Consider the following 18,098-nt stretch of genomic DNA (forward strand, 5'->3'; position numbering starts at 1 on the left):
GTGTTTATAGTTTTTCTACAATTAATAATTTTCCTGATTCAATCCCGGTGATTTTCACCATATTTCCCGAAGGAATGCGCTCTCCGGATGTGATGGCGTCCAATTCATGTGTTGTACCATTGACCGATACCTGTACTTTCCCGCTTCCTGAACGTTCCTCCGGAATAGAAAGGTAAACCGATCCGACTTTGCCGACGGTATTTGCTAATTTGAATGTATTGTCTTCACTCAATTTCATGATTTGACGGATCAACAGAAAAAAGAGAAATAAAAATGCGGCACCAACCGCAGTCGCCAGTAAGACCAGGATGGTTTTGTTTTCCAGCTTAGTGTAAAACAGGACACCCGTCCAGCTAAACCCGATCAAAAAATTGATGAGGTTACGCAGGGAAAATAATTGAAACGGTGCGTCTCCTCCGTCCAGGTCTCCGTCAAAATCAGCTTCGATCCCGTCTGCTCCGTCAGCACCGATAAATGTCAGTATGGTTTGGATGATAAAAATAACACTGACAGGAATAGCGATGTACCAGAATGTCTGGTGTAGTGAGTCAAGGTTTTGTAAGAATCCGAACATAGTATAAATAAGGTTATCAACGGTTTCCAAAAATAATCAAATATTCGGAATAATTGACAGGGGAGAGTGAAGAATGAGCGTATTTGTGCAGATAACAGGTACTACTTATTCTTTTCATTCATTAATTCTTCGTATTCCCTGTAAATGGCATCATTCGGTTCTTGTTTGAAGAACTCTTTCAGTTGCTCGTAATTGTATCTGTAAATCCATGAAATGCCCCATTTTTTATAATAATGATCCGCTGATTGATACACAGGATCTGCTAATGCTTTATCGAACGAGATGGTTTCATACCCTTCTTTTCGCAATGCCCGGATAATTTGCGGAAGATAATGTTCATTGATCAGGTTGTCGTGACACAAATAAATCTGTCTGACATCCCTGTTGTATTGAAATTGACATATTTTTTCCAGGTAATGAAACATTGCCAGTGTCTGCGTTACATACCGATGTCCGGTGGCGGATGCATTGATCGTATCACCTTTTGACAAGTAGTGCTCATAAACAGTATTGTACGCCCAATCTTCACTTTCAACACTAAACGGTGCAATGGTCATTCCCTTCTTCGCAAAATAATCCCGCATTTGATGGTGTTGCAAGCTATCTTTTCCCAGGCAATTAAACGGAAACCGGAAGCTGCGAATCGTTTTCCCGTATTTATGCGCGATTGGTGCGGAAACGGCCAGCCCCCGTTCAATGTCCCGCGTATAAAAGCTGAATGTTGTATCACTGTAATACAAGTGACTATATGTGTGACTTCCTACATGGATCAACGGATTGGAAACCCAACGTTCAATGTTGTAGAATCGTTTGACACTGTCATCTGCAAATAGACGTCCTTCGGAAATAAAAATCATAACAGGCAGATCCAATGCAATAATGGTGTCGAGCATCGTTGCTTTGAAATCTTCAGGAAGGTATGCATTGCGTTGTTCAATGTCATCCATTGTGATGGCAACCTGTTTTTGTGAGAAACCGGGAAGGCTGCTGAAAAAAAGAAGGAGTACTGATAGTATGCGCGTTCTGAAAGAATGGATGACGACAATTGTCATAGTACGTTAATTTATAAGGGGACAGGTTCAAAAATAGTGAATTTATATGTAGGACGACAGACTCCATCTGTGCTATTTTTATACCTTTATGCCAAATCGAAGTTTACAGAAGCATGTCATTAAAAAATAAAACTGCAGTCGTGTGTGGAAGCACACAGGGAATCGGATGGGAAACCGCAAAATTATTAGCAGATAAAGGAGCCACACTTGTTCTGGTTGCCAGAAACGAAGGAGCCTTAAAAGAGAGAGTGAATGAGCTTTCTGCTTCCGAAGGGCAAAAACATAGCTATTTAGCAGCTGATTTCAGTAAACCTGAAGAGTTGAAAACAATCGTGGAAAATTGGGTTGCTGCGGGCAATCATGCAAATATCCTGGTCAATAACACTGGAGGACCAAAAGGCGGACCGATTATCGATGCGGCAATTGAAGAATTCACTTCGACATTTAATCAACACCTGATTTGTAATCACATCCTTGTTCAGGCTTTGTACAAAGGAATGGTCGAATCTGGTTACGGACGAATTATCAATGTGATTTCAACAAGTGTGAAGCAGCCATTGAGCAATCTGGGAGTTTCCAATACCATTCGCGGAGCGGTTGCCAACTGGAGCAAAACCTTGGCAAATGAACTCGGACAATACGGAATTACGGTAAATAATGTACTTCCGGGAGCAACCAATACCGGACGTTTGCAAAGCATTGCCGAAGCAAAATCATCCAAGACAGGAGAAACAACCACCGAAATCTTTGACGAAATGGCAAAAGAATCACCAATGAAACGAATAGCCGAACCGATCGAAGTTGCGAATGCAATTGTATTCCTGGCATCCCCGGAAGCTTCTTATATTAATGGAATCAATGTTCCGGTTGACGGCGGAAGGACGAAATCACTATAAGATTCAACAGTTAGTGTTGATGGAGATCCCCGGGCATGTGTCCGGGGATTTTTTATGTTGCTTCCTCCTCCCTCCAAAGGGGAAATGTACCGACGCTTAACGGAATTTTCATGAATAACACCAAATTTCTTCTCTTTGATTTTGAGTATCTTTTTAAGAATAGAATAGATTTTGTCTCCCGTTTTGGAGGGGGATAAAGGGGGAGGATAAAATGAAGGGATAAAAAAATAATCGCAACCTTGTTGCGTTAATTAAATCTTTCTATTTATTATTGCAACAAAATTGCATTAATAATTTAATTATATGATACCTCAGACATTCGAACAGTGGAAGCAATGTATTGTCAATGATTGCCGCATTGATCTGACAACAGAATTTGCAGAGCGACGATTAACCGTTTACCAGGATGAAACAAATCCGGAAACACGCCGATTTGCAGAACTGTACGGTGAACAACATTTGCAGAACATCATTCGTTGGTTGAAACAGGTATGAAAGCGATGAGAAAACTTCCGGTGACCGTTTTGAGCGGATTTCTCGGAGCAGGAAAAACAACCTTGCTCAACCACATTTTGCACAATAAAGAAGGGTTAAAAGTAGCTGTGATCGTCAATGACATGAGTGAAGTCAATGTAGATGCGCGATTGGTTGAAAACGAACATACATTGTCACGGACGGAAGAAAAACTGGTTGAAATGAGCAATGGCTGTATTTGTTGCACTCTGCGGGAAGACCTGATGATTGAAGTGGAGCGTTTGGCAGGTGAAGGACGATTTGATTACCTGTTAATTGAGAGCACGGGGATCAGTGAACCTGTTCCGGTGGCGCAAACATTCTCATTTGTAGATGAACAAAATGGGATTGATCTGTCTAAATTCAGCTATGTTGATACAATGGTAACGGTGGTGGATTGCTTTAACTTCTTTCGTGATTTTAGTACCAATGAATTATTGAAAGACCGTGAATTGACGGACATGAAAGAAGATGATCGTACCATTGTGAACTTACTGACCGATCAGATCGAATTTGCAAATGTAATTGTGCTGAATAAGACAGATTTGGTCGATATTGAAACGGTTGGAGTGTTAAAAGCGGCCATTAAAAAACTGAATCCGGGTGCAAAAATCATTGCAGCTACGTTTGGAGGTGTCAACCCGAAAGAGCTACTCCATACCGGGTTGTTCGATTTTGAAGAAGCCCGGAATGCACCTGGTTGGCAAAAGGAATTAGAGGTAGAACAGCACGTGCCCGAAACAGAAGAATATGGCATTAGTTCGTTTGTGTTCCGAAACAATAAACCATTTCATCCGGAGCGTTTATGGAAGTATCTGAACGAAGAATACCCGGCGGGTGTCATCCGTGCAAAAGGATTGTTCTGGCTGTTATCCCGACCGGATGATGCGCTGAATTTTTCACAGGCGGGTGGCTCTTCCCGACTGGAACAGGCAGGGGTGTGGTGGTGCAGTATGCCATTTGAAGAGCGAATGCGTTACCCTTCGTTTGCCCATAACCGGGAGATCATTGAAAACCGCTGGGATAAACAATGGGGAGACCGGATAAATGAACTGGTGTTTATCGGGCAAAATATGAACAAACAACAAATGATTGCAGATTTGGAAAATTGCCTGATTACAAAAAGTGAAGAGGAATTGTTTGGAAAAAATACCAACTTTAAGGACCCGTTCCCTGTAAATCTGTAATTACTTTAATACAAACAACGATCATGGAATTTTGGGAAGCCAGCTTTATTGACAAACAGGAGATGTGGGGATTTGAACCTGCGATATCTGCTGTATTGACCAATAACTTTTTTATAGAAAAAGGAATTCAAAACGTACTGATTCCGGGAATCGGGTATGGTAGAAATGCACAGATTTTCCGGGAAAACGGGATGAAGGTTACCGGAATTGAAATCTCAAAAACAGCCATCGAATTGGCGCGAAAGCATTACGGAACAGAACTGACCATCCACCATGGTTCTGTCAATGAGATGCCATTTGATGCAACAAAATACGAAGGCATTTTTTGCCACGCGCTGATCCATTTGCTGGATCAGGAAGAACGGGCACAACTGATCAGGAATTGTTATGAACAATTGTCTGAAGACGGATACATGGTGTTTTCAGTCATTTCAAAAGAAGCAGCTACCTATGGACAGGGGAAATCTATTGGTAAAGATCGGTTTGAATTGTTTGGTGGTGCAACATTGTTTTTCTATGACCGTGAAACGATCCGGGAAGAATTTGAAAAATCAGGATTGATAGAAGTCACAGAAGTCAATGATAATTATCCTTTTTATCTGATTAAATGTAAAAAATGACAGAAGGGATTATATGAATAAAATAATACGAAGAACGTTGATCAAAACAGGAGGTTTAGCTGCGTTGACAGTCGTAGTGCCTGTTCCTTTGACAACGTTCGTTAAACGGAATAAAATGGAAGAGAGTAAACACGTTGAAGTAATCATTATCGGTGGGAGTTATGCAGGTTTATCTGCTGCAATGGCGTTGGGGCGTTCAATGCGAACAACGTTGATCATCGATGGGGGAGATCCGTGTAACAAGCAGACACCGAATTCACACAATTTTATTACCCAGGACGGAGAAACACCAGCTGCAATCGCTAAAAAAGCAAAGGATCAGGTCTTGCATTACCCGACAGTCACATTTCTTCAGGATATTGCAGTGCATGGGTATAAAAAACAAGACGGATTTGAAATTGTCACACAATCAGGCGTTCGTGTGACCGCTAAAAAGCTCATTTTTGCTACCGGAATCAAAGACAAACTACCGGAAATAAAGGGATTTTCCGAATGTTGGGGTATTTCAGTCATTCATTGTCCGTATTGTCACGGGTATGAATACCGTGGAAAACGCACGGCAATCATGGCAAACGGAGAGCGGGCGTTTCATGTGGCTTCATTGGTCAATAACCTTACGGAACATCTTACGGTTCTTACAGCAGGGAAAGCCGATTTTGATGCTGAACAGCGTTCAAAATTCCAGCGCCACCACATCGGGATAATAGAAATGCCTGTTGCCGAAATACAGCATGAAAACGGAATGGTACAAAATGTTGTGTTCAGTGATGGGAAGCAATTGGGATTCAACGCTGTTTATGCAGCAGTGTCTTTTGAGCAGCACTCAACAATTCCGGAAGAATTGGGATGCGAACTTACCGAGCAGGGCTATCTGAAAACGGATGCGTTTTACAAAACAACAGTGCCGGGGATTTATGCTTGTGGAGATAATACATCCATGATGCGATCCGTTGCAGGTGCTGTCGCCTCAGGGAACATGGCAGGTGCAATGGTCAATATGGAATTAACGAGAGAAGTGTTTTAAAAGAAATTAACGACAATTCGGACAAATTCCGGATAAGGTGAAGTTCATTTCGTGAACCTGGTAATTTTTCGGAACCTTAAAACTTGGTTCAATGTCTTCCATACACGTCACTTCTTTGCATTTTTCACAGCTAAAATGGGCATGATTGTGTGTGTGAATATGCTTTTCCTCTGAAGAGCAGGAATGGCAGGAAGCATATTTTACGACACCTTCCAGGTTGACAACCTTGTGTACTTCATCTTCCGTAATCAGACGTTCCAGAACACGGTAAATCGTTACACGGTCGCACAGACCATTCAGTGCCGATTGAATTTCAGCATGAGATAACGCCACAGGAGAATGGTTGATCAATTTTAAGATCTCTGTCTTAGCAGCTGTGTTCCGGGTTTGTTTCATCTTTTTTCAAAAAAATAACGCAACATTGTTGCAAATACAAAAATAGTAATTATTTTCGCAACAGAATTGCATGAATAGTCCCACAGGATTATTTTTTAGTGTTTATGATAAAACAATTGCTGACATACACATTGCTTTTTGCTTTTGCGGTCATTTTTTCTCCGCGAAGTAGCTGGCATAGTCACGATGAGGTTAAAAAATCATGTGCGCACGATAATGATCACGATCATTCTGATACAGATGAAGATTGTTATGTCTGCGATTTTACCCTGCAACCGGCACTCACTCCTGTTGCATTCCAATTTCAATTTCCTGTTCCGGACAATTACATTGCCGCAGCAATCACGCTGGCATTAGTTGATGTTTCGGATATTTCAGTTCACACCCTCAGAGGTCCTCCTGTTGGTACAATCGTGTGTTAATACACCGCAGCCTGAGCGCTGCAATACGTTTGTATTCGTTTTATAACCAACAGGTATCATGATTAAATATATAGTGTGCACTGTACTCCTGTTGTTGGGAGGTCAGACACTTGCTCAGTCCATTCAGGGAGAAGTAGTGGACGAAGAAACAAAGGATGGGATTCCGTTTGCCCAGGTCACATTGGTGGATTTCCATATGACCGTTCAATGTAATGAAAACGGAAAATTTGTTATTCGGGGGAAATTTCCGGAAACAGTACAGATAAGAATTAATGCGACAGGATATGAGACGCAGACACTCACTGCCGTATTCGACAATGAAGAACGTTTTGTATCCATTAAAATGGAAGTACTTCACCTGGAAATTGATGAGGTGACAGTAACGGCATCCGGAAATGAGCTGAAGAGTAACAGTGTCAGTTATGTAGAACTGAAATCAATAAAAGAACTCAACGAGTTGCCAAAAGCCTCATTGGGGCAGATGTTGGAAAGCATCCCCGGAGTATATAATTTATCTACTGGTCCGGGAATCTCAAAACCGGTGATCCGCGGATTGCAGGGAACCCGTGTATTGACATTGCTAAACGGTGTCCGTATGGAAGGCCAACAGTGGGGAGGAGATCACGGAATGGGGATCAGCGAATTGGGAATCGGAACAATAGAAGTCCTAAAAGGACCTGCTTCGTTACAATACGGAGCGGATGCGTTGGGAGGCGTATTCTATTTATCCAACGAACAATATGAGAATCAGGGTAGTCATTCTATTACAGCTTCCTCTTTGTTTGAAAGTAACACCATGGGATCCGCCAGTTCATTGTTGTACAAAGGCACGACAAAAAACCTGAAAATTCTTGCCGGAGGACGTTTTGCGTCACATGCAGATTATCAGATTCCGGACGGGCGTTATGTGAAAAATTCCCGTTTTCAGGATGTCAATGCAAAATTGGGAGTGGGATGGCACAAAGGAAAATGGGTTGGAAATATTCGCTATGATTGGTCCACATCTACATTAGGAATTCCCGGACATACCCATGATTCTATTCCCGAAACAGCCGATTTTCTTTCCGCAGCACAGCAACGTAAAAAAACATTGCCTGTACAGTACCTGAGCAATCACATTGCTTCCTGGGAGAATAAATTTATCTTATCAAAGCACACCATTCAGTTGCTGACAGCTTTTACCATGAATCAGTTGATTGAACACGATGAAAAGGTAACCATTCCTGAATTGTTGATCAATACCTACAACATACCGTATAAGCTCAATGTTGAATCAAAATTGAAGAATAACATTGTACTCACATATGGTTTACAGGGAATGTACCTGATTCAGGAGAACAGTTCAAAGGCGGAAGATCGTCTTGTCCCGGATGCCCGGCAAAATGATAACGGGCTGTATTTTCTGACAGCCTGGACAAAGAATAAGTGGAAATTGAAAGGAGGGGTTCGTGCTGATTTGCGTTCCATTGCCGCCACCGCCGATAATAAATTTACGGAATCGTTTTCCAAAACATATGCAGGATATAACTTCTCACTTGGAGCAAACTACTCCGTTTCTAAAAAGCATATTTTACGACTAAATGCCACAACGGGTTTCCGGATTCCTCATTTGTCCGAATTGCTTTCCGAAGGAGTACATCACGGAACATTCCGCTACGAAATCGGAGATGTGAACCTGACAACGGAAAAAGCATTGCAACTCGATTTATCGTACGAGTATGCAGGAGAACACCTTTCGGTTGTCGTCAATCCGTTTGTCAATGGTATCCGTGATTATATTTTTGTACAACCTCAGGATTCGTTTATCAGTGGTGTTCAGGTATTCAATTACCGACAGACAAATTCCATTGTTTTGCAGACTGGTGCAGACCTTGGATTGCATTGGCATCCGCATTTTGCCCACTTTTTACATGTTGAAAGTACCTTTTCTTACCTGACAATGCTGTCGCCGGATACGGATGCATATTCGCTCATTCCGCAACCGCGCTGGACCAATTCCATCAGCGCCCGTTTTGAAATGAAAAGCAAGTTCCGAATTGATAATGTGGTGCTGCAACATGCCTATTATCTCCCGCAACAAACCGTTTCTCCGTTTGAAACAGCATCTGTTGACTATAGTTTACTTGATTTTGGCGTGCAATGTTCCTTTGATAGCAATGTGCCGGTACAGTTACAGTTTGGTGTCCGCAACCTGACCAATACCAGTTACATTAATCACCTTTCCCGTTTGAAGACCCTCGGGTTGGAAAACATGGGAAGATCCTACTATGTCAAATTAGTAATCAATTTAAATTTTAAATAATATGAAAATCAATTCAGTTGGAGCGTTGGTTGCCGTAGCGGTAATCACGTTAGCACTTGCGTCATGCAAAAAAGAAGAATGCCACGAATGTCATTACGAGTACAACGGACAAGAAGTTGAGCTGGGTGAACGGTGCGGAGACGACCTGAAGAACCTGGAAGCAAGTGGTTATGCGGTAGACGGAACCGTTTACGAGGTACATTGCCACGAACATTAAATAGTTACATTCATCAATCGTTTGTTGGGCGGAGTGGATTTGAACTTTGCTCAACAAAGATTGATCAGTAGTGGTCGTTTCAACACCAATCAACTGCTCCCGAAAAGGGGAATTATTCTTCTGCTATATGTTCTTCGATGACTATTTTCCTGTTGCCGATTACAAAATGATGAATCAATACCAGTAGGAAAAGAACCAGGAGAGAAAGTTTGTCAAACAATGTCGTGTCTTCCACAAAATAGGTAGCTCCCAGCAGAAACGTCATGATGGAGCTGTACAGAAGAATGCCGCCAATAATAATGTAGGCGGACCACTTTTGCTTCCTCCAGAGAAAAATGAATCCAATCAACACGCAGAGCCAAAGCACGATTCCCATCAGGTGAAATCGTTCCAGATAATTGTAAAAATCAGTTCCTTCAAATCCTAATTCACGACCCCGCAGTGAAATGATGGCTTCGACATCTACCTGCTTGTGACGTTTTAAGAACAGCGGTTGCTTTAGGATGATATAGGAAATAGTATTCCAGATACCGAAGATAGAAGTAATCAATAACCCTGTAAAAAAAACAATTTGCGTATACAGCCCCGGGCGTTCGTCTCCCAAAACGAAATTTCTGGCCCGCTTGAGGTGCGGACGAAAGAGTTGTTCGTCATTCTTTTCTATATTTGTCACTTCCTGATCGGACATCGGATTACACGTTTTGTCACAAAAATAGGTGAAAGCACACCACAATGGAAAACTTTTTAAGAGAAACAGCATATTTAAATTATTCACATCCTGCGTTTGATGAATTTCTGAAGGAGACATCATTGCACGGAAACGGAACCGAACAAGCACTACAGCTCTATTACCTGGTGCGGGATTCTTTTTTGTATGATCCGTTTCACCTGGATTTACGACCGCAGTCATTAATTGCATCCGGGATTCTCACAAGAAAACGAGCATGGTGCGTTGAAAAAGCGATTGTATTGGCTGCTTGTGCACGAAAACAAGGAATTCCGTCCAGTCTGGGATATGCGATTGTTGTCAATCACATAGGAACGGATAAGCTGGAAAAATACCTGCGGAAGAAAGAAATCGTATTTCACGGGTATGTATCACTGTTTCTGGATGGAAAATGGGTAAAGTGTACACCTGCATTTGATCAGAAAGTATGCCGGATCAACAAAGTGTCTACTTTGAACTGGGATGGAAAAACAGACTCCATGTTCCAGGAATTTGAAGGTAATCAGCAATTCATGGAATACGTTCATTTTTATGGTGAATTTGATGATGTTCCCGTTGAATTGATGAACAGTGAGATGAAGAAACACTATCCCCATCTGTTCGAAGAAGTGTACGACTCAAAAGAATTTTCCTTTTTCCACATGTGAATGCAGTATGGTTACGTATTTTTCTCGCAAAGTTGCGGTTAGCTAATGCATTGAATCTCCCCATGGAATTATGATACAATAATACAAGTCCGATCATTCCATCCGATTTTCCTTTTTGAATACTCCCTTTGCGTCTTCGTGCCTTTGCGAGCCATTGATTCATCCAACATTGCTCTGCAACTACGATAGAACAATTGTATTTTTCTCGCAAAGTCGCAAAGTCGCCAAGCTGTGGTTAGCAAATCCCGCAACATCATTCTGAGATTATGACCCAACGCCATCTATTTAATCATCCTATTCATGTTGCCTGTTCTTCAACAATTCCTTTGCGTCTTCGCGCCTTATCGAGCCATTAATTCATCCAACATTGCTCTGCAACTGCGATAGAACAATTGTATTTTTCTCGCAAAGTCGCAAAGTCGCCAAGCTGTGGTTAGCAAATCCCGCAACATCATTCTGAGATTATGACCCAACGCCATCTATTTAATCATCCTATTCATGTTACCTGTTCTTCAACAATTCCTTTGCATCTTCGCGCCTTCGCGAGCTATTAATTCATCCAACATTGCTCTGCAACTACGATAGAACAATTGTATTTTTCTCGCAAAGTCGCAAAGTCGCCAAGCTGTGGTTAGCAAATCCCGCAACATCATTCTGAGATTATGACCCAACGCCATCTATTTAATCATCCTATTCATGTTACCTGTTCTTCAACAATTCCTTTGCGTCTTCGCGCCTTCGCGAGCTATTAATTCATCCAACATTGCTCTGCAACTGCGATAGAACGATTGTATTTTTCTTGCGAAGTCGCCAAGCTGTGGTTAGTTCCTGTGTCTGATATCTCCATGAAATTATGATACAACGATACATGTTCGATCATTCCATCATGTTACCTGTTCTTCAACAGCTCCTTTGCGTCTTCGCGCCTTCGCGAGCGATTACTTCACTCAATATCACTTTGCAACTGCGATAGAGCGATTGTATTTTTCTCGCAAAGCCGCAAAGTCGCCAAGCTGTGGTTAGTTCATGTGTCTGATATCTCCATGAAATTATGATACAACGATACATGTTCGATCATTCCATCATGTTACCTGTTCTTCAACAATTCCTCTGCGTCTTCGCGCCTTAGCGAGCCATTAATTCATCCAACATTGCTCTGCAACTACGATAGAACGATTATATTTTTTTCTCGCCAAGTCGCCAAGTTGCGATTAGCAAATCCTGCAACATCATTCTGAGATTATGACCCAACGCCATCTATTTAATCATCCTATTCATGTTACCTGTTCTTCAACAATGCCTTTGCGTCTTCGCGCCTTAGCGAGCAAGTACTACCACATTTCTTCCGAAACGATTAATTTCTTCACATCCTCAATAGCTTAATCATTTCCTTCTTGCCCTAAACACAACACCTCCTTTGCGTCTTCGCGAGAAATTAGTACCATATCATATACCCCCCTCATTCCAAAGTAACACTGTAAATTCCCGATGTAAAACCAGACGTTTTTTACCAGTTCCCTCTTTTCATTCACATCCGAAGAATAATGTTTATTTAACCAAAAAATAATGGAAAGTCGTTAAAATACACTATTTTTGCCCTCTAATTTTAAAATTTATCGAAAAGAAAAATGAGTAACGTAGCACTTGGTAATCATATTCTCGTAGAGTTTATGAACTGTGATCCACACATTATGAATGATGTGGCAACAATTGAGCGTGACATGGTTGATGCAGCAAGAAAAGCTGGAGCAACGGTTATTAACTCAACATTTCACCATTTTTCTCCCTATGGAGTTTCTGGTGTAGTGGTTATCCAAGAAAGCCATTTAGCCATACATACATGGCCGGAATACGGATATGCTGCTGTTGACTTGTTTACATGCGGAGAAATGGATGCATGGATTTCATTTGACTACCTCAAAGAGTGTTTCAAATCAAAATCCTATTCAGCACTGGAAATGAAGAGAGGTTCTGTAAACTTGTTGACACGCAATGATTTTGACATGACAACAATGCGTGAAAAAGCTGCGGAATGGAGAAACCCGGATTTTTACACACGAAATGTATGGTTCACGGATAAAGACGAGGACCAGGCACTTTCATTGCGTTTTACAGGTGAAGTATTCTTCGATGTTCAGTCACCTTTTCAGCGCGTTCGTATTCTTGAATCGACAAAATACGGGAAAATGCTGGCATTGGACGACATGGTCATGACAACAATCAATGATGAATTCCATTACCACGAAATGATTTCACATCCTGCTATGTTTACACATGGAAATGCAAAAAACATCCTGGTAATCGGTGGGGGAGACGGAGGAACTGTAAGGGAAATCCTGCGCCATGAAGGTGTCGAAAAAGTAACAATGGTAGAAATTGACGGAGAGGTAATCAAAGCGTGTAAAGAACACCTGCCACAGATTGCTGCTGCGTTTGACAATCCAAAGCTGGACCTGAAAGTAGACGATGGAATTGCATACATTAAAAATGCAGCCCCTCAATCTTTTGATATCATCATTGTAGACGGTTCCGATCCTGTCGGACCGGCGGAAGGTCTGTTCTCAGTAGAGTTCTATACCAACTGTTTCAATGCACTGAAAGAAGGAGGAATTCTTGTTGCTCAGGGAGAATCTCCTAAGTTCAATGAGAAGGCATTTGCAGAATTGAATCATACCTTGCAGGACATCTTCGGGAAAGAAAATGCTCCGGTTTCCTTGTTCTACGTCCCGACTTATCCGACAGGAATGTGGAGCTTCCAATATGGAATCAAAGGAGGAATCGCACCGAAAGCAATTACAAACGAAACTGCAATTGATGCGTTTGTTGATGCAAAAGGATTGCGATACTACAACGCGGATATTCACAAAGCGAGTTTCGCAACACCAAATTTCGTTAAAGCACTGATTAAAAAGTAATTTCAGTCAGTTTTATAGTTGTTGAAAAAGCTACGTTACCAAACGTGGCTTTTTCTCTTTTTTAAGATATATTTATCCCTGAATCAGCTTTTTAACATTTTGTTTCAAATAAAATAAATACCTTTGTTACTCGCCACTTAAACATCAAAAACACAAAAAACTACTGCATTCACTGCTGATTTGTATTAAGGAAAAAGACGTGAAAGAAAAACAAGATTTGGTGAAAATTTTTGAGTTTGAAGACTTGATAATGGGGCTTCGCGGAGATGGCATTATCCACGCGTATGTGAAGAATGAGGCGGTTGTCAATAATCAAATGCAGCGAAACATTATTAACTCCATCATTGAGTTGAAAAGCGGAGATCAACGAAAATACCCGACGATTGTTGAATTTGGGGAATTTATTTCTATTTCGGATGACGTGGTTCAACATACGGAAATGCCTTTTAAAGAACATGTATTGAGCATTTCCATGTATGCCAAGAACATGGCAGACAGAATCCTGGCAAAATATTATACAAACCGCTTTAAAACATCTTCTAAATTTGTAATTTTCGGTGTATTCGAAGAGGCTGTTCAGTATTCCTACGACAAAATGAAAGAAGCGGGAATGCGGTTTACCCCGATTTATCCCGCTTCACATAAAGAATATTAAGTGCAAACGTTCCATCACGAAAGCACATCCCTGATTTCTTCTGTTTTATCAAATACACTTTTCGCGAACGGGCACAGTGGAATGATCTTCAGTTCATTTTTACGAGCGTATTCAACTGCTGCCAACACCATTTTTTTTCCGACACCTCTTCCGTTAAACGCGGCATCTACTTCTGTATGATCAATGATGAACTTCTTCTCACCCGCCCATGAGTAGGTCATTCTGCCGGCCTCTTTACCATCTTCAACAACTCTGAAGAACCCTTTTGTTTCATTGTTAATGTGTTCTATTTCCATATTTTCCTATTATTTTTAGTGATTCAAAATTTCATCTCCGTACGAATTTCTATCCCCCTGCTCAGCAATTTATGGACCGGACACGCATTCGCAATTGCCAGTAAACGCGTTTGTTGTTGTTCATCTACGTCCTCCCCGCTGATTTCGATTGTCCGGTGTATTAGGGGATGTGTTTTGTCTTCATCATTCAGGACAACCGTAACATTGATTTCATGAATCTTCCATTCCTTTCGGTCTGCATACATGCGAAGTGTAATGGAGGTGCAGGAAGCCAGTGAACTGCATAGTAATTCTCCGGGGTTCATCCCCCGGTTTTGTCCGCCCAATTCAACCGGTTCGTCACCCGTAATTGTATGGTCGGATGAGCGAATTACCGTTTTGTAACGTTCTGTTCCCGTCGTTGCAGTTACGCGTTGCATGTATTATTTTTTTAGTGAGTAATCCGGTAAGGGAACAAATTCCGTTTCATTCGGTACTTTCGGAAACTTCTGCTCCAACCAGTCGTGTTTTGCCTGTTCGATCAGTTCCCGTTCTGAACTAACAAAATTCCAGTGAATGTAGCGGATTTCGGGAAATGCATCCCCGCCGAAAATATAGATGGTGGTATGTTCCGTTAGTTCCATTTGACACAATTTAGTGTCTTTTGCGATTAAAATTTGTTTCGGACCGTATTCATGACCGTCACTCTTAATAGAACCTTCCAGGATGTAAAGGGCACTTTCACCAAACAGATGTTCACCGATATTGATTGAAACGGCAGCAGTGCTTTTGATCTCTATGAAATACAGCGCACTATGGACAGGTACAGGCGATGTTTTCCCGAATGCTTCACCCGCCACTAATTTGATTTGTACACCGTCCTGTTCCCATTGAGGAATATCTTTTGCTTCGATGTGGTGAAAGCTGGGTTCGCTTTGCTCCAGGTGTTTCGGCAATGCAACCCAAATTTGAAGTCCGTGCAGTCGTTTTTCGGAAGTCCGCAGGTACTCCGGCGTTCGTTCGGAATGTACCACTCCTTTTCCTGCTGTCATCCAGTTGACCGCTCCCGGTTGAATTTCCATCTCTGTTCCCAGGCTGTCGCGGTGGAAGATCGCACCTTCAAAAAGGTATGTCAACGTTGATAGTCCGATGTGCGGATGAGGCGGTACGTCCAGGTTTTGGTAGTCTTTTAACTGAGCCGGTCCCATGTGATCGATGAACACAAACGGCCCCACGGATCGTTTTTCCCGAAAAGGGAGTAGGCGGCCGACCAGGAAGTTTCCGATGTCGGCAGCCCGTTCTTCTATAATTAATTGAATATTGGACATTGTTTTGACTATAATGTTGTTTTCAAAGATACCAAAGATTCACCTCAATATCTCGTCTTTAGGGCAATATTTCCTAAATCACTTAAATGTTCTTGTTCCGTATAAACCACTCTTCCTTTTTTGGATACGACCTCCCATGAAATAGTGCTTGCAACATCGTCAATAACGTCTTTTCCTTCCCCGCTTTCTACAACTTTCAGTGTACGGTTTTCAAGAACTACAGGTTGTGAAAAGTGCTGATTGACAATTAACAATTCCCCGCGACCATCAAGCGCAGCCTGATAAATTTCTTGTAAATCTGTCACAACAATTCCATCCGAGACAGCGTTTTTCATTTCAGCGATTGCCTCTTTTTGACGCTCTTGTTGAAGTGACTGAATGAATTTCCATCCCTGGTCAACTAACTGATGCGGTGCTGAATTATTGAAGTCGAGCGTGATATTTCCTAAATAAACAGAAGGAAAATCAGCTACTTGCTGTAACAGACTGTAGTTGTTTTCTGTGGTTACCACAACCGTTTTTATTGTTGAATCGCGATACAATTTAACCAACGCTTTGTCTACATTATTGAAATATTCCCTTGCTTTATTGTCTACCCGTTTTGCATCACTCGCCTGTACCGGGTCTGTGAGCATAATCGGATTCTCTGTAAACGGAAAATCCGTATTGATGATTTCTTTAACAATTGAATCATTCATTGCATGGTACAGGTGAACTCCCCCCTGAGAAAGCAGAAGAATGTAGTATTCTTCGGTTCGGGAATAGCTTTTTATTAATGGACGGATTACAAATGCATCAGACACATGAACGATATTTTCATTGGTTGGCCAGATGGAGCGGACAATTTCCAGCGTATCGTTTGAAAGAAACAGATGTAAGCTATCCAGGTTATAGCTCACATCTATTTGTTCAGTAACGGAAGATAACTTATCCAGTAACGCCTGAACAGGCCTTTTTCCAAATTTTTCAATGACTCTCGTTTCTGCTTCCTTCACCAGATTTTTTAATACAATCTTGTCTTTTTCATTGTCCGGGCGCGTACGATGTGTGTTGAATGAAATTGTGACACATGGTGCATTTCTTTCAGTAGCTAACGTTTCTAATTTTTGCTTAATTGACATATATTTTATTTTACTGATTACAGTTTTTATAAAATTGCCGTTTCCTGCAATAAGCCGTGGAAATAGGTTGGGATTGTGTTGAAAAAGCAATTTAGCTAAATATAGTCAGCAAAAAATTAACAGTCAACAAATTAACTTTTTTTAAGCTTCTGGTTTGCCTCGCAGAAGATACTTGTTCATCTCATTTCTGATCTGACAAGACACCATTGTTTAAAGGTGTTAATCTTCCAGGTATCCGAATTTACCCTGGTTAAAATCATTGAACGCTTCAATTAATTCTTCCCGTGTGTTCATCACAAAAGGTCCGTGTGCTGCAATTGGTTCATCAATCGGTTCACCACTCAGTACCAGAACAATCGCGTCTTCGTCTGCTGTTATGGAGAATATTTCCCCTTCGTTTTCAAATAAAGCCAGGTGATCCGTCGGTACTTTTTCGTTGTTGTTAACGGTAATACTTCCTTCAATGACCAATAAAACAGTGTTGTAATTCGCCGGGAAATCAAACGAAGCAGTTGCTCCTGTTTTTAATTTGGCATTCAGCATGTGTACAGGTGTAAATGTTGATGCAGCTCCTGCTACACCGTTGTATTCTCCAGCAATTACTTCCACTTCACCTGTGTTGTTTCCCAATTGGAAACGCGGAATGGATTCATTCTTAATTGCCTGGTACTTCGGAGGGCTCATTTTGTCCTTTGCAGGCAGATTGACCCACAATTGAACCATCTGGAAAATACCTCCTTCTTTGCTGAATGTTTCTTCGTGATACTCTTTGTGCAGTACCCCGGAGGCAGCAGTCATCCATTGAACGTCTCCTTCTCCGATGATTCCCCCTCCGCCACTGCTGTCGTGATGCGCTACCCGCCCTTTATAAGCGATCGTAACCGTTTCAAAACCTCTGTGCGGGTGAACACCGACACCCTTCGGATGTGTACTGGGTGCAAACCGGAATTTTGAATTGTAATCCAGCATGATAAAAGGAGTCATGCGTTGCATATCCAGGCGATAAGCACTTGGAATGAAATTGTGAACTCTGAACCCGTCGCCTACGAAATGTGGTTCTCTTGGAGAAACAACGATTTCTATATTTTTTGTTGCCATAACAGAATGATTTATTGATTAATAACAGTACAAAGTTACGGGGGAATAAGCGATTGAGCATTGATATATGTTAAGAATGGTAGCAGTCTGTGTGAAAAGTGTTTAATTAATGAATGTTGAGAAAAATGT

20 protein-coding genes are annotated in these 18,098 nt (G+C 41.5%); 11 read left to right on the forward strand and 9 right to left on the reverse strand.

What is annotated here, in order from left to right; all coding sequences use genetic code 11:
* Positions 1-4: 4 nt before the first annotated feature.
* The gene (locus H9Y05_RS13650) at positions 5-574 is read right to left on the reverse strand and encodes an NfeD family protein (protein WP_163491593.1); all 570 of its coding nucleotides are present in this window, start codon (positions 572-574) and stop codon (positions 5-7) included.
* Between the two features lie 101 nt (positions 575-675).
* Positions 676-1,626, reverse strand: a complete 951-nt coding sequence (locus tag H9Y05_RS13655) for a polysaccharide deacetylase family protein (RefSeq protein ID WP_216714604.1) — start codon at positions 1,624-1,626, stop codon at positions 676-678.
* 113 nt (positions 1,627-1,739) lie between these two features.
* Here H9Y05_RS13655 and H9Y05_RS13660 point away from each other — a divergent pair, with 113 nt between their 5' ends.
* From H9Y05_RS13660 to H9Y05_RS13680, 5 genes are all read left to right on the forward strand, one after another.
* Complete coding sequence (locus H9Y05_RS13660; protein WP_163491591.1) at positions 1,740-2,522, forward strand: SDR family oxidoreductase; 783 nt, start codon at positions 1,740-1,742, stop codon at positions 2,520-2,522.
* A gap of 303 nt (positions 2,523-2,825) precedes the next feature.
* Entirely contained in the window at positions 2,826-3,017 is a 192-nt protein-coding gene (locus tag H9Y05_RS13665) for a hypothetical protein (protein ID WP_216714605.1), read from the forward strand.
* Positions 3,018-3,022: 5 nt separating this feature from the next.
* Positions 3,023-4,222: a GTP-binding protein gene (locus tag H9Y05_RS13670; protein WP_216714634.1), complete on the forward strand. Its 1,200-nt coding sequence runs from the start codon at positions 3,023-3,025 to the stop codon at positions 4,220-4,222.
* A 23-nt stretch (positions 4,223-4,245) separates the two neighbouring features.
* Positions 4,246-4,842, forward strand: a complete 597-nt coding sequence (locus tag H9Y05_RS13675; protein WP_235992214.1) for a class I SAM-dependent methyltransferase — start codon at positions 4,246-4,248, stop codon at positions 4,840-4,842.
* Positions 4,843-4,957: 115 nt separating this feature from the next.
* Positions 4,958-5,866 (forward strand): NAD(P)/FAD-dependent oxidoreductase, encoded by a 909-nt coding sequence (locus H9Y05_RS13680; RefSeq protein ID WP_235992217.1) that lies wholly within the window; start codon positions 4,958-4,960, stop codon positions 5,864-5,866.
* A gap of 6 nt (positions 5,867-5,872) precedes the next feature.
* On the opposite strand, the gene H9Y05_RS13685 is transcribed toward H9Y05_RS13680, so the two are convergent.
* On the reverse strand, positions 5,873-6,262 hold the full coding sequence (locus H9Y05_RS13685) for a Fur family transcriptional regulator (protein WP_163491586.1): 390 nt from the start codon (positions 6,260-6,262) through the stop codon (positions 5,873-5,875).
* 104 nt (positions 6,263-6,366) lie between these two features.
* Between H9Y05_RS13685 and H9Y05_RS13690 the strand changes: the two genes are divergently transcribed.
* Genes H9Y05_RS13690 through H9Y05_RS13700 form a run of 3 tightly spaced genes read left to right on the forward strand, consistent with a single transcriptional unit; the run spans position 6,367 to position 9,203 of the window.
* A complete protein-coding gene (locus H9Y05_RS13690) occupies positions 6,367-6,684 on the forward strand; it encodes a hypothetical protein (RefSeq protein ID WP_216714607.1) in 318 nt (105 codons plus the stop codon).
* A gap of 58 nt (positions 6,685-6,742) precedes the next feature.
* Entirely contained in the window at positions 6,743-8,986 is a 2,244-nt protein-coding gene (locus tag H9Y05_RS13695) for a TonB-dependent receptor (RefSeq protein ID WP_216714608.1), read from the forward strand.
* A 1-nt stretch (position 8,987) separates the two neighbouring features.
* Positions 8,988-9,203, forward strand: coding sequence for a hypothetical protein (locus H9Y05_RS13700; protein WP_163491583.1), 216 nt, complete (start codon positions 8,988-8,990; stop codon positions 9,201-9,203).
* A gap of 112 nt (positions 9,204-9,315) precedes the next feature.
* Here H9Y05_RS13700 and H9Y05_RS13705 read toward each other — a convergent pair whose 3' ends face one another.
* Complete coding sequence (locus H9Y05_RS13705) at positions 9,316-9,891, reverse strand: hypothetical protein (protein ID WP_216714609.1); 576 nt, start codon at positions 9,889-9,891, stop codon at positions 9,316-9,318.
* A 44-nt stretch (positions 9,892-9,935) separates the two neighbouring features.
* On the opposite strand from H9Y05_RS13705, the gene H9Y05_RS13710 reads away from it, so the two are divergent.
* From H9Y05_RS13710 to H9Y05_RS13720, 3 genes are all read left to right on the forward strand, one after another.
* Positions 9,936-10,577: a transglutaminase-like domain-containing protein gene (locus H9Y05_RS13710; RefSeq protein WP_216714610.1), complete on the forward strand. Its 642-nt coding sequence runs from the start codon at positions 9,936-9,938 to the stop codon at positions 10,575-10,577.
* Between the two features lie 1,628 nt (positions 10,578-12,205).
* Entirely contained in the window at positions 12,206-13,492 is a 1,287-nt protein-coding gene (gene speE, locus H9Y05_RS13715) for a polyamine aminopropyltransferase (protein ID WP_163491579.1), read from the forward strand.
* Positions 13,493-13,712: 220 nt separating this feature from the next.
* Positions 13,713-14,147: a DUF7793 family protein gene (locus H9Y05_RS13720; RefSeq protein WP_163491578.1), complete on the forward strand. Its 435-nt coding sequence runs from the start codon at positions 13,713-13,715 to the stop codon at positions 14,145-14,147.
* 14 nt (positions 14,148-14,161) lie between these two features.
* On the opposite strand, the gene H9Y05_RS13725 is transcribed toward H9Y05_RS13720, so the two are convergent.
* The 5 genes from H9Y05_RS13725 to H9Y05_RS13745 form a co-directional block, all read right to left on the reverse strand.
* The gene (locus tag H9Y05_RS13725; protein WP_163491577.1) at positions 14,162-14,443 is read right to left on the reverse strand and encodes a GNAT family N-acetyltransferase; all 282 of its coding nucleotides are present in this window, start codon (positions 14,441-14,443) and stop codon (positions 14,162-14,164) included.
* 23 nt (positions 14,444-14,466) lie between these two features.
* On the reverse strand, positions 14,467-14,862 hold the full coding sequence (locus H9Y05_RS13730; RefSeq protein WP_216714611.1) for an OsmC family protein: 396 nt from the start codon (positions 14,860-14,862) through the stop codon (positions 14,467-14,469).
* Positions 14,863-14,865: 3 nt separating this feature from the next.
* Complete coding sequence (locus H9Y05_RS13735; protein ID WP_216714612.1) at positions 14,866-15,750, reverse strand: pirin family protein; 885 nt, start codon at positions 15,748-15,750, stop codon at positions 14,866-14,868.
* A 44-nt stretch (positions 15,751-15,794) separates the two neighbouring features.
* Positions 15,795-16,871 (reverse strand): baeRF3 domain-containing protein, encoded by a 1,077-nt coding sequence (locus tag H9Y05_RS13740; protein WP_216714613.1) that lies wholly within the window; start codon positions 16,869-16,871, stop codon positions 15,795-15,797.
* A 219-nt stretch (positions 16,872-17,090) separates the two neighbouring features.
* On the reverse strand, positions 17,091-17,969 hold the full coding sequence (locus tag H9Y05_RS13745; RefSeq protein WP_216714614.1) for a pirin family protein: 879 nt from the start codon (positions 17,967-17,969) through the stop codon (positions 17,091-17,093).
* Positions 17,970-18,098: the final 129 nt, after the last annotated feature.

This window comes from Taishania pollutisoli (assembly GCF_014518315.1).
GTDB classification, from domain to species: Bacteria; Bacteroidota; Bacteroidia; order Flavobacteriales_D; family Crocinitomicaceae; genus Taishania; species Taishania pollutisoli.

Bases quoted from the DNA above. Each gene is read 5' to 3' on its own strand.
- H9Y05_RS13650 (WP_163491593.1), bottom strand. From the start codon at position 574: ATGTTCGGATTCTTACAAAACCTTGACTCACTACACCAGACATTCTGG.
- H9Y05_RS13665 (WP_216714605.1), top strand. From the start codon at position 2,826: ATGATACCTCAGACATTCGAACAGTGGAAGCAATGTATTGTCAATGAT.
- H9Y05_RS13660 (WP_163491591.1), top strand. From the start codon at position 1,740: ATGTCATTAAAAAATAAAACTGCAGTCGTGTGTGGAAGCACACAGGGA.
- H9Y05_RS13670 (WP_216714634.1), top strand. From the start codon at position 3,023: ATGAGAAAACTTCCGGTGACCGTTTTGAGCGGATTTCTCGGAGCAGGA.
- H9Y05_RS13685 (WP_163491586.1), bottom strand. From the start codon at position 6,262: ATGAAACAAACCCGGAACACAGCTGCTAAGACAGAGATCTTAAAATTG.
- H9Y05_RS13655 (WP_216714604.1), bottom strand. From the start codon at position 1,626: ATGACAATTGTCGTCATCCATTCTTTCAGAACGCGCATACTATCAGTA.
- H9Y05_RS13680 (WP_235992217.1), top strand. From the start codon at position 4,958: ATGGAAGAGAGTAAACACGTTGAAGTAATCATTATCGGTGGGAGTTAT.
- H9Y05_RS13705 (WP_216714609.1), bottom strand. From the start codon at position 9,891: ATGTCCGATCAGGAAGTGACAAATATAGAAAAGAATGACGAACAACTC.
- H9Y05_RS13695 (WP_216714608.1), top strand. From the start codon at position 6,743: ATGATTAAATATATAGTGTGCACTGTACTCCTGTTGTTGGGAGGTCAG.
- H9Y05_RS13740 (WP_216714613.1), bottom strand. From the start codon at position 16,871: ATGTCAATTAAGCAAAAATTAGAAACGTTAGCTACTGAAAGAAATGCA.
- H9Y05_RS13700 (WP_163491583.1), top strand. From the start codon at position 8,988: ATGAAAATCAATTCAGTTGGAGCGTTGGTTGCCGTAGCGGTAATCACG.
- speE (WP_163491579.1), top strand. From the start codon at position 12,206: ATGAGTAACGTAGCACTTGGTAATCATATTCTCGTAGAGTTTATGAAC.
- H9Y05_RS13710 (WP_216714610.1), top strand. From the start codon at position 9,936: ATGGAAAACTTTTTAAGAGAAACAGCATATTTAAATTATTCACATCCT.
- H9Y05_RS13735 (WP_216714612.1), bottom strand. From the start codon at position 15,750: ATGTCCAATATTCAATTAATTATAGAAGAACGGGCTGCCGACATCGGA.
- H9Y05_RS13745 (WP_216714614.1), bottom strand. From the start codon at position 17,969: ATGGCAACAAAAAATATAGAAATCGTTGTTTCTCCAAGAGAACCACAT.
- H9Y05_RS13725 (WP_163491577.1), bottom strand. From the start codon at position 14,443: ATGGAAATAGAACACATTAACAATGAAACAAAAGGGTTCTTCAGAGTT.
- H9Y05_RS13690 (WP_216714607.1), top strand. From the start codon at position 6,367: ATGATAAAACAATTGCTGACATACACATTGCTTTTTGCTTTTGCGGTC.
- H9Y05_RS13675 (WP_235992214.1), top strand. From the start codon at position 4,246: ATGGAATTTTGGGAAGCCAGCTTTATTGACAAACAGGAGATGTGGGGA.
- H9Y05_RS13730 (WP_216714611.1), bottom strand. From the start codon at position 14,862: ATGCAACGCGTAACTGCAACGACGGGAACAGAACGTTACAAAACGGTA.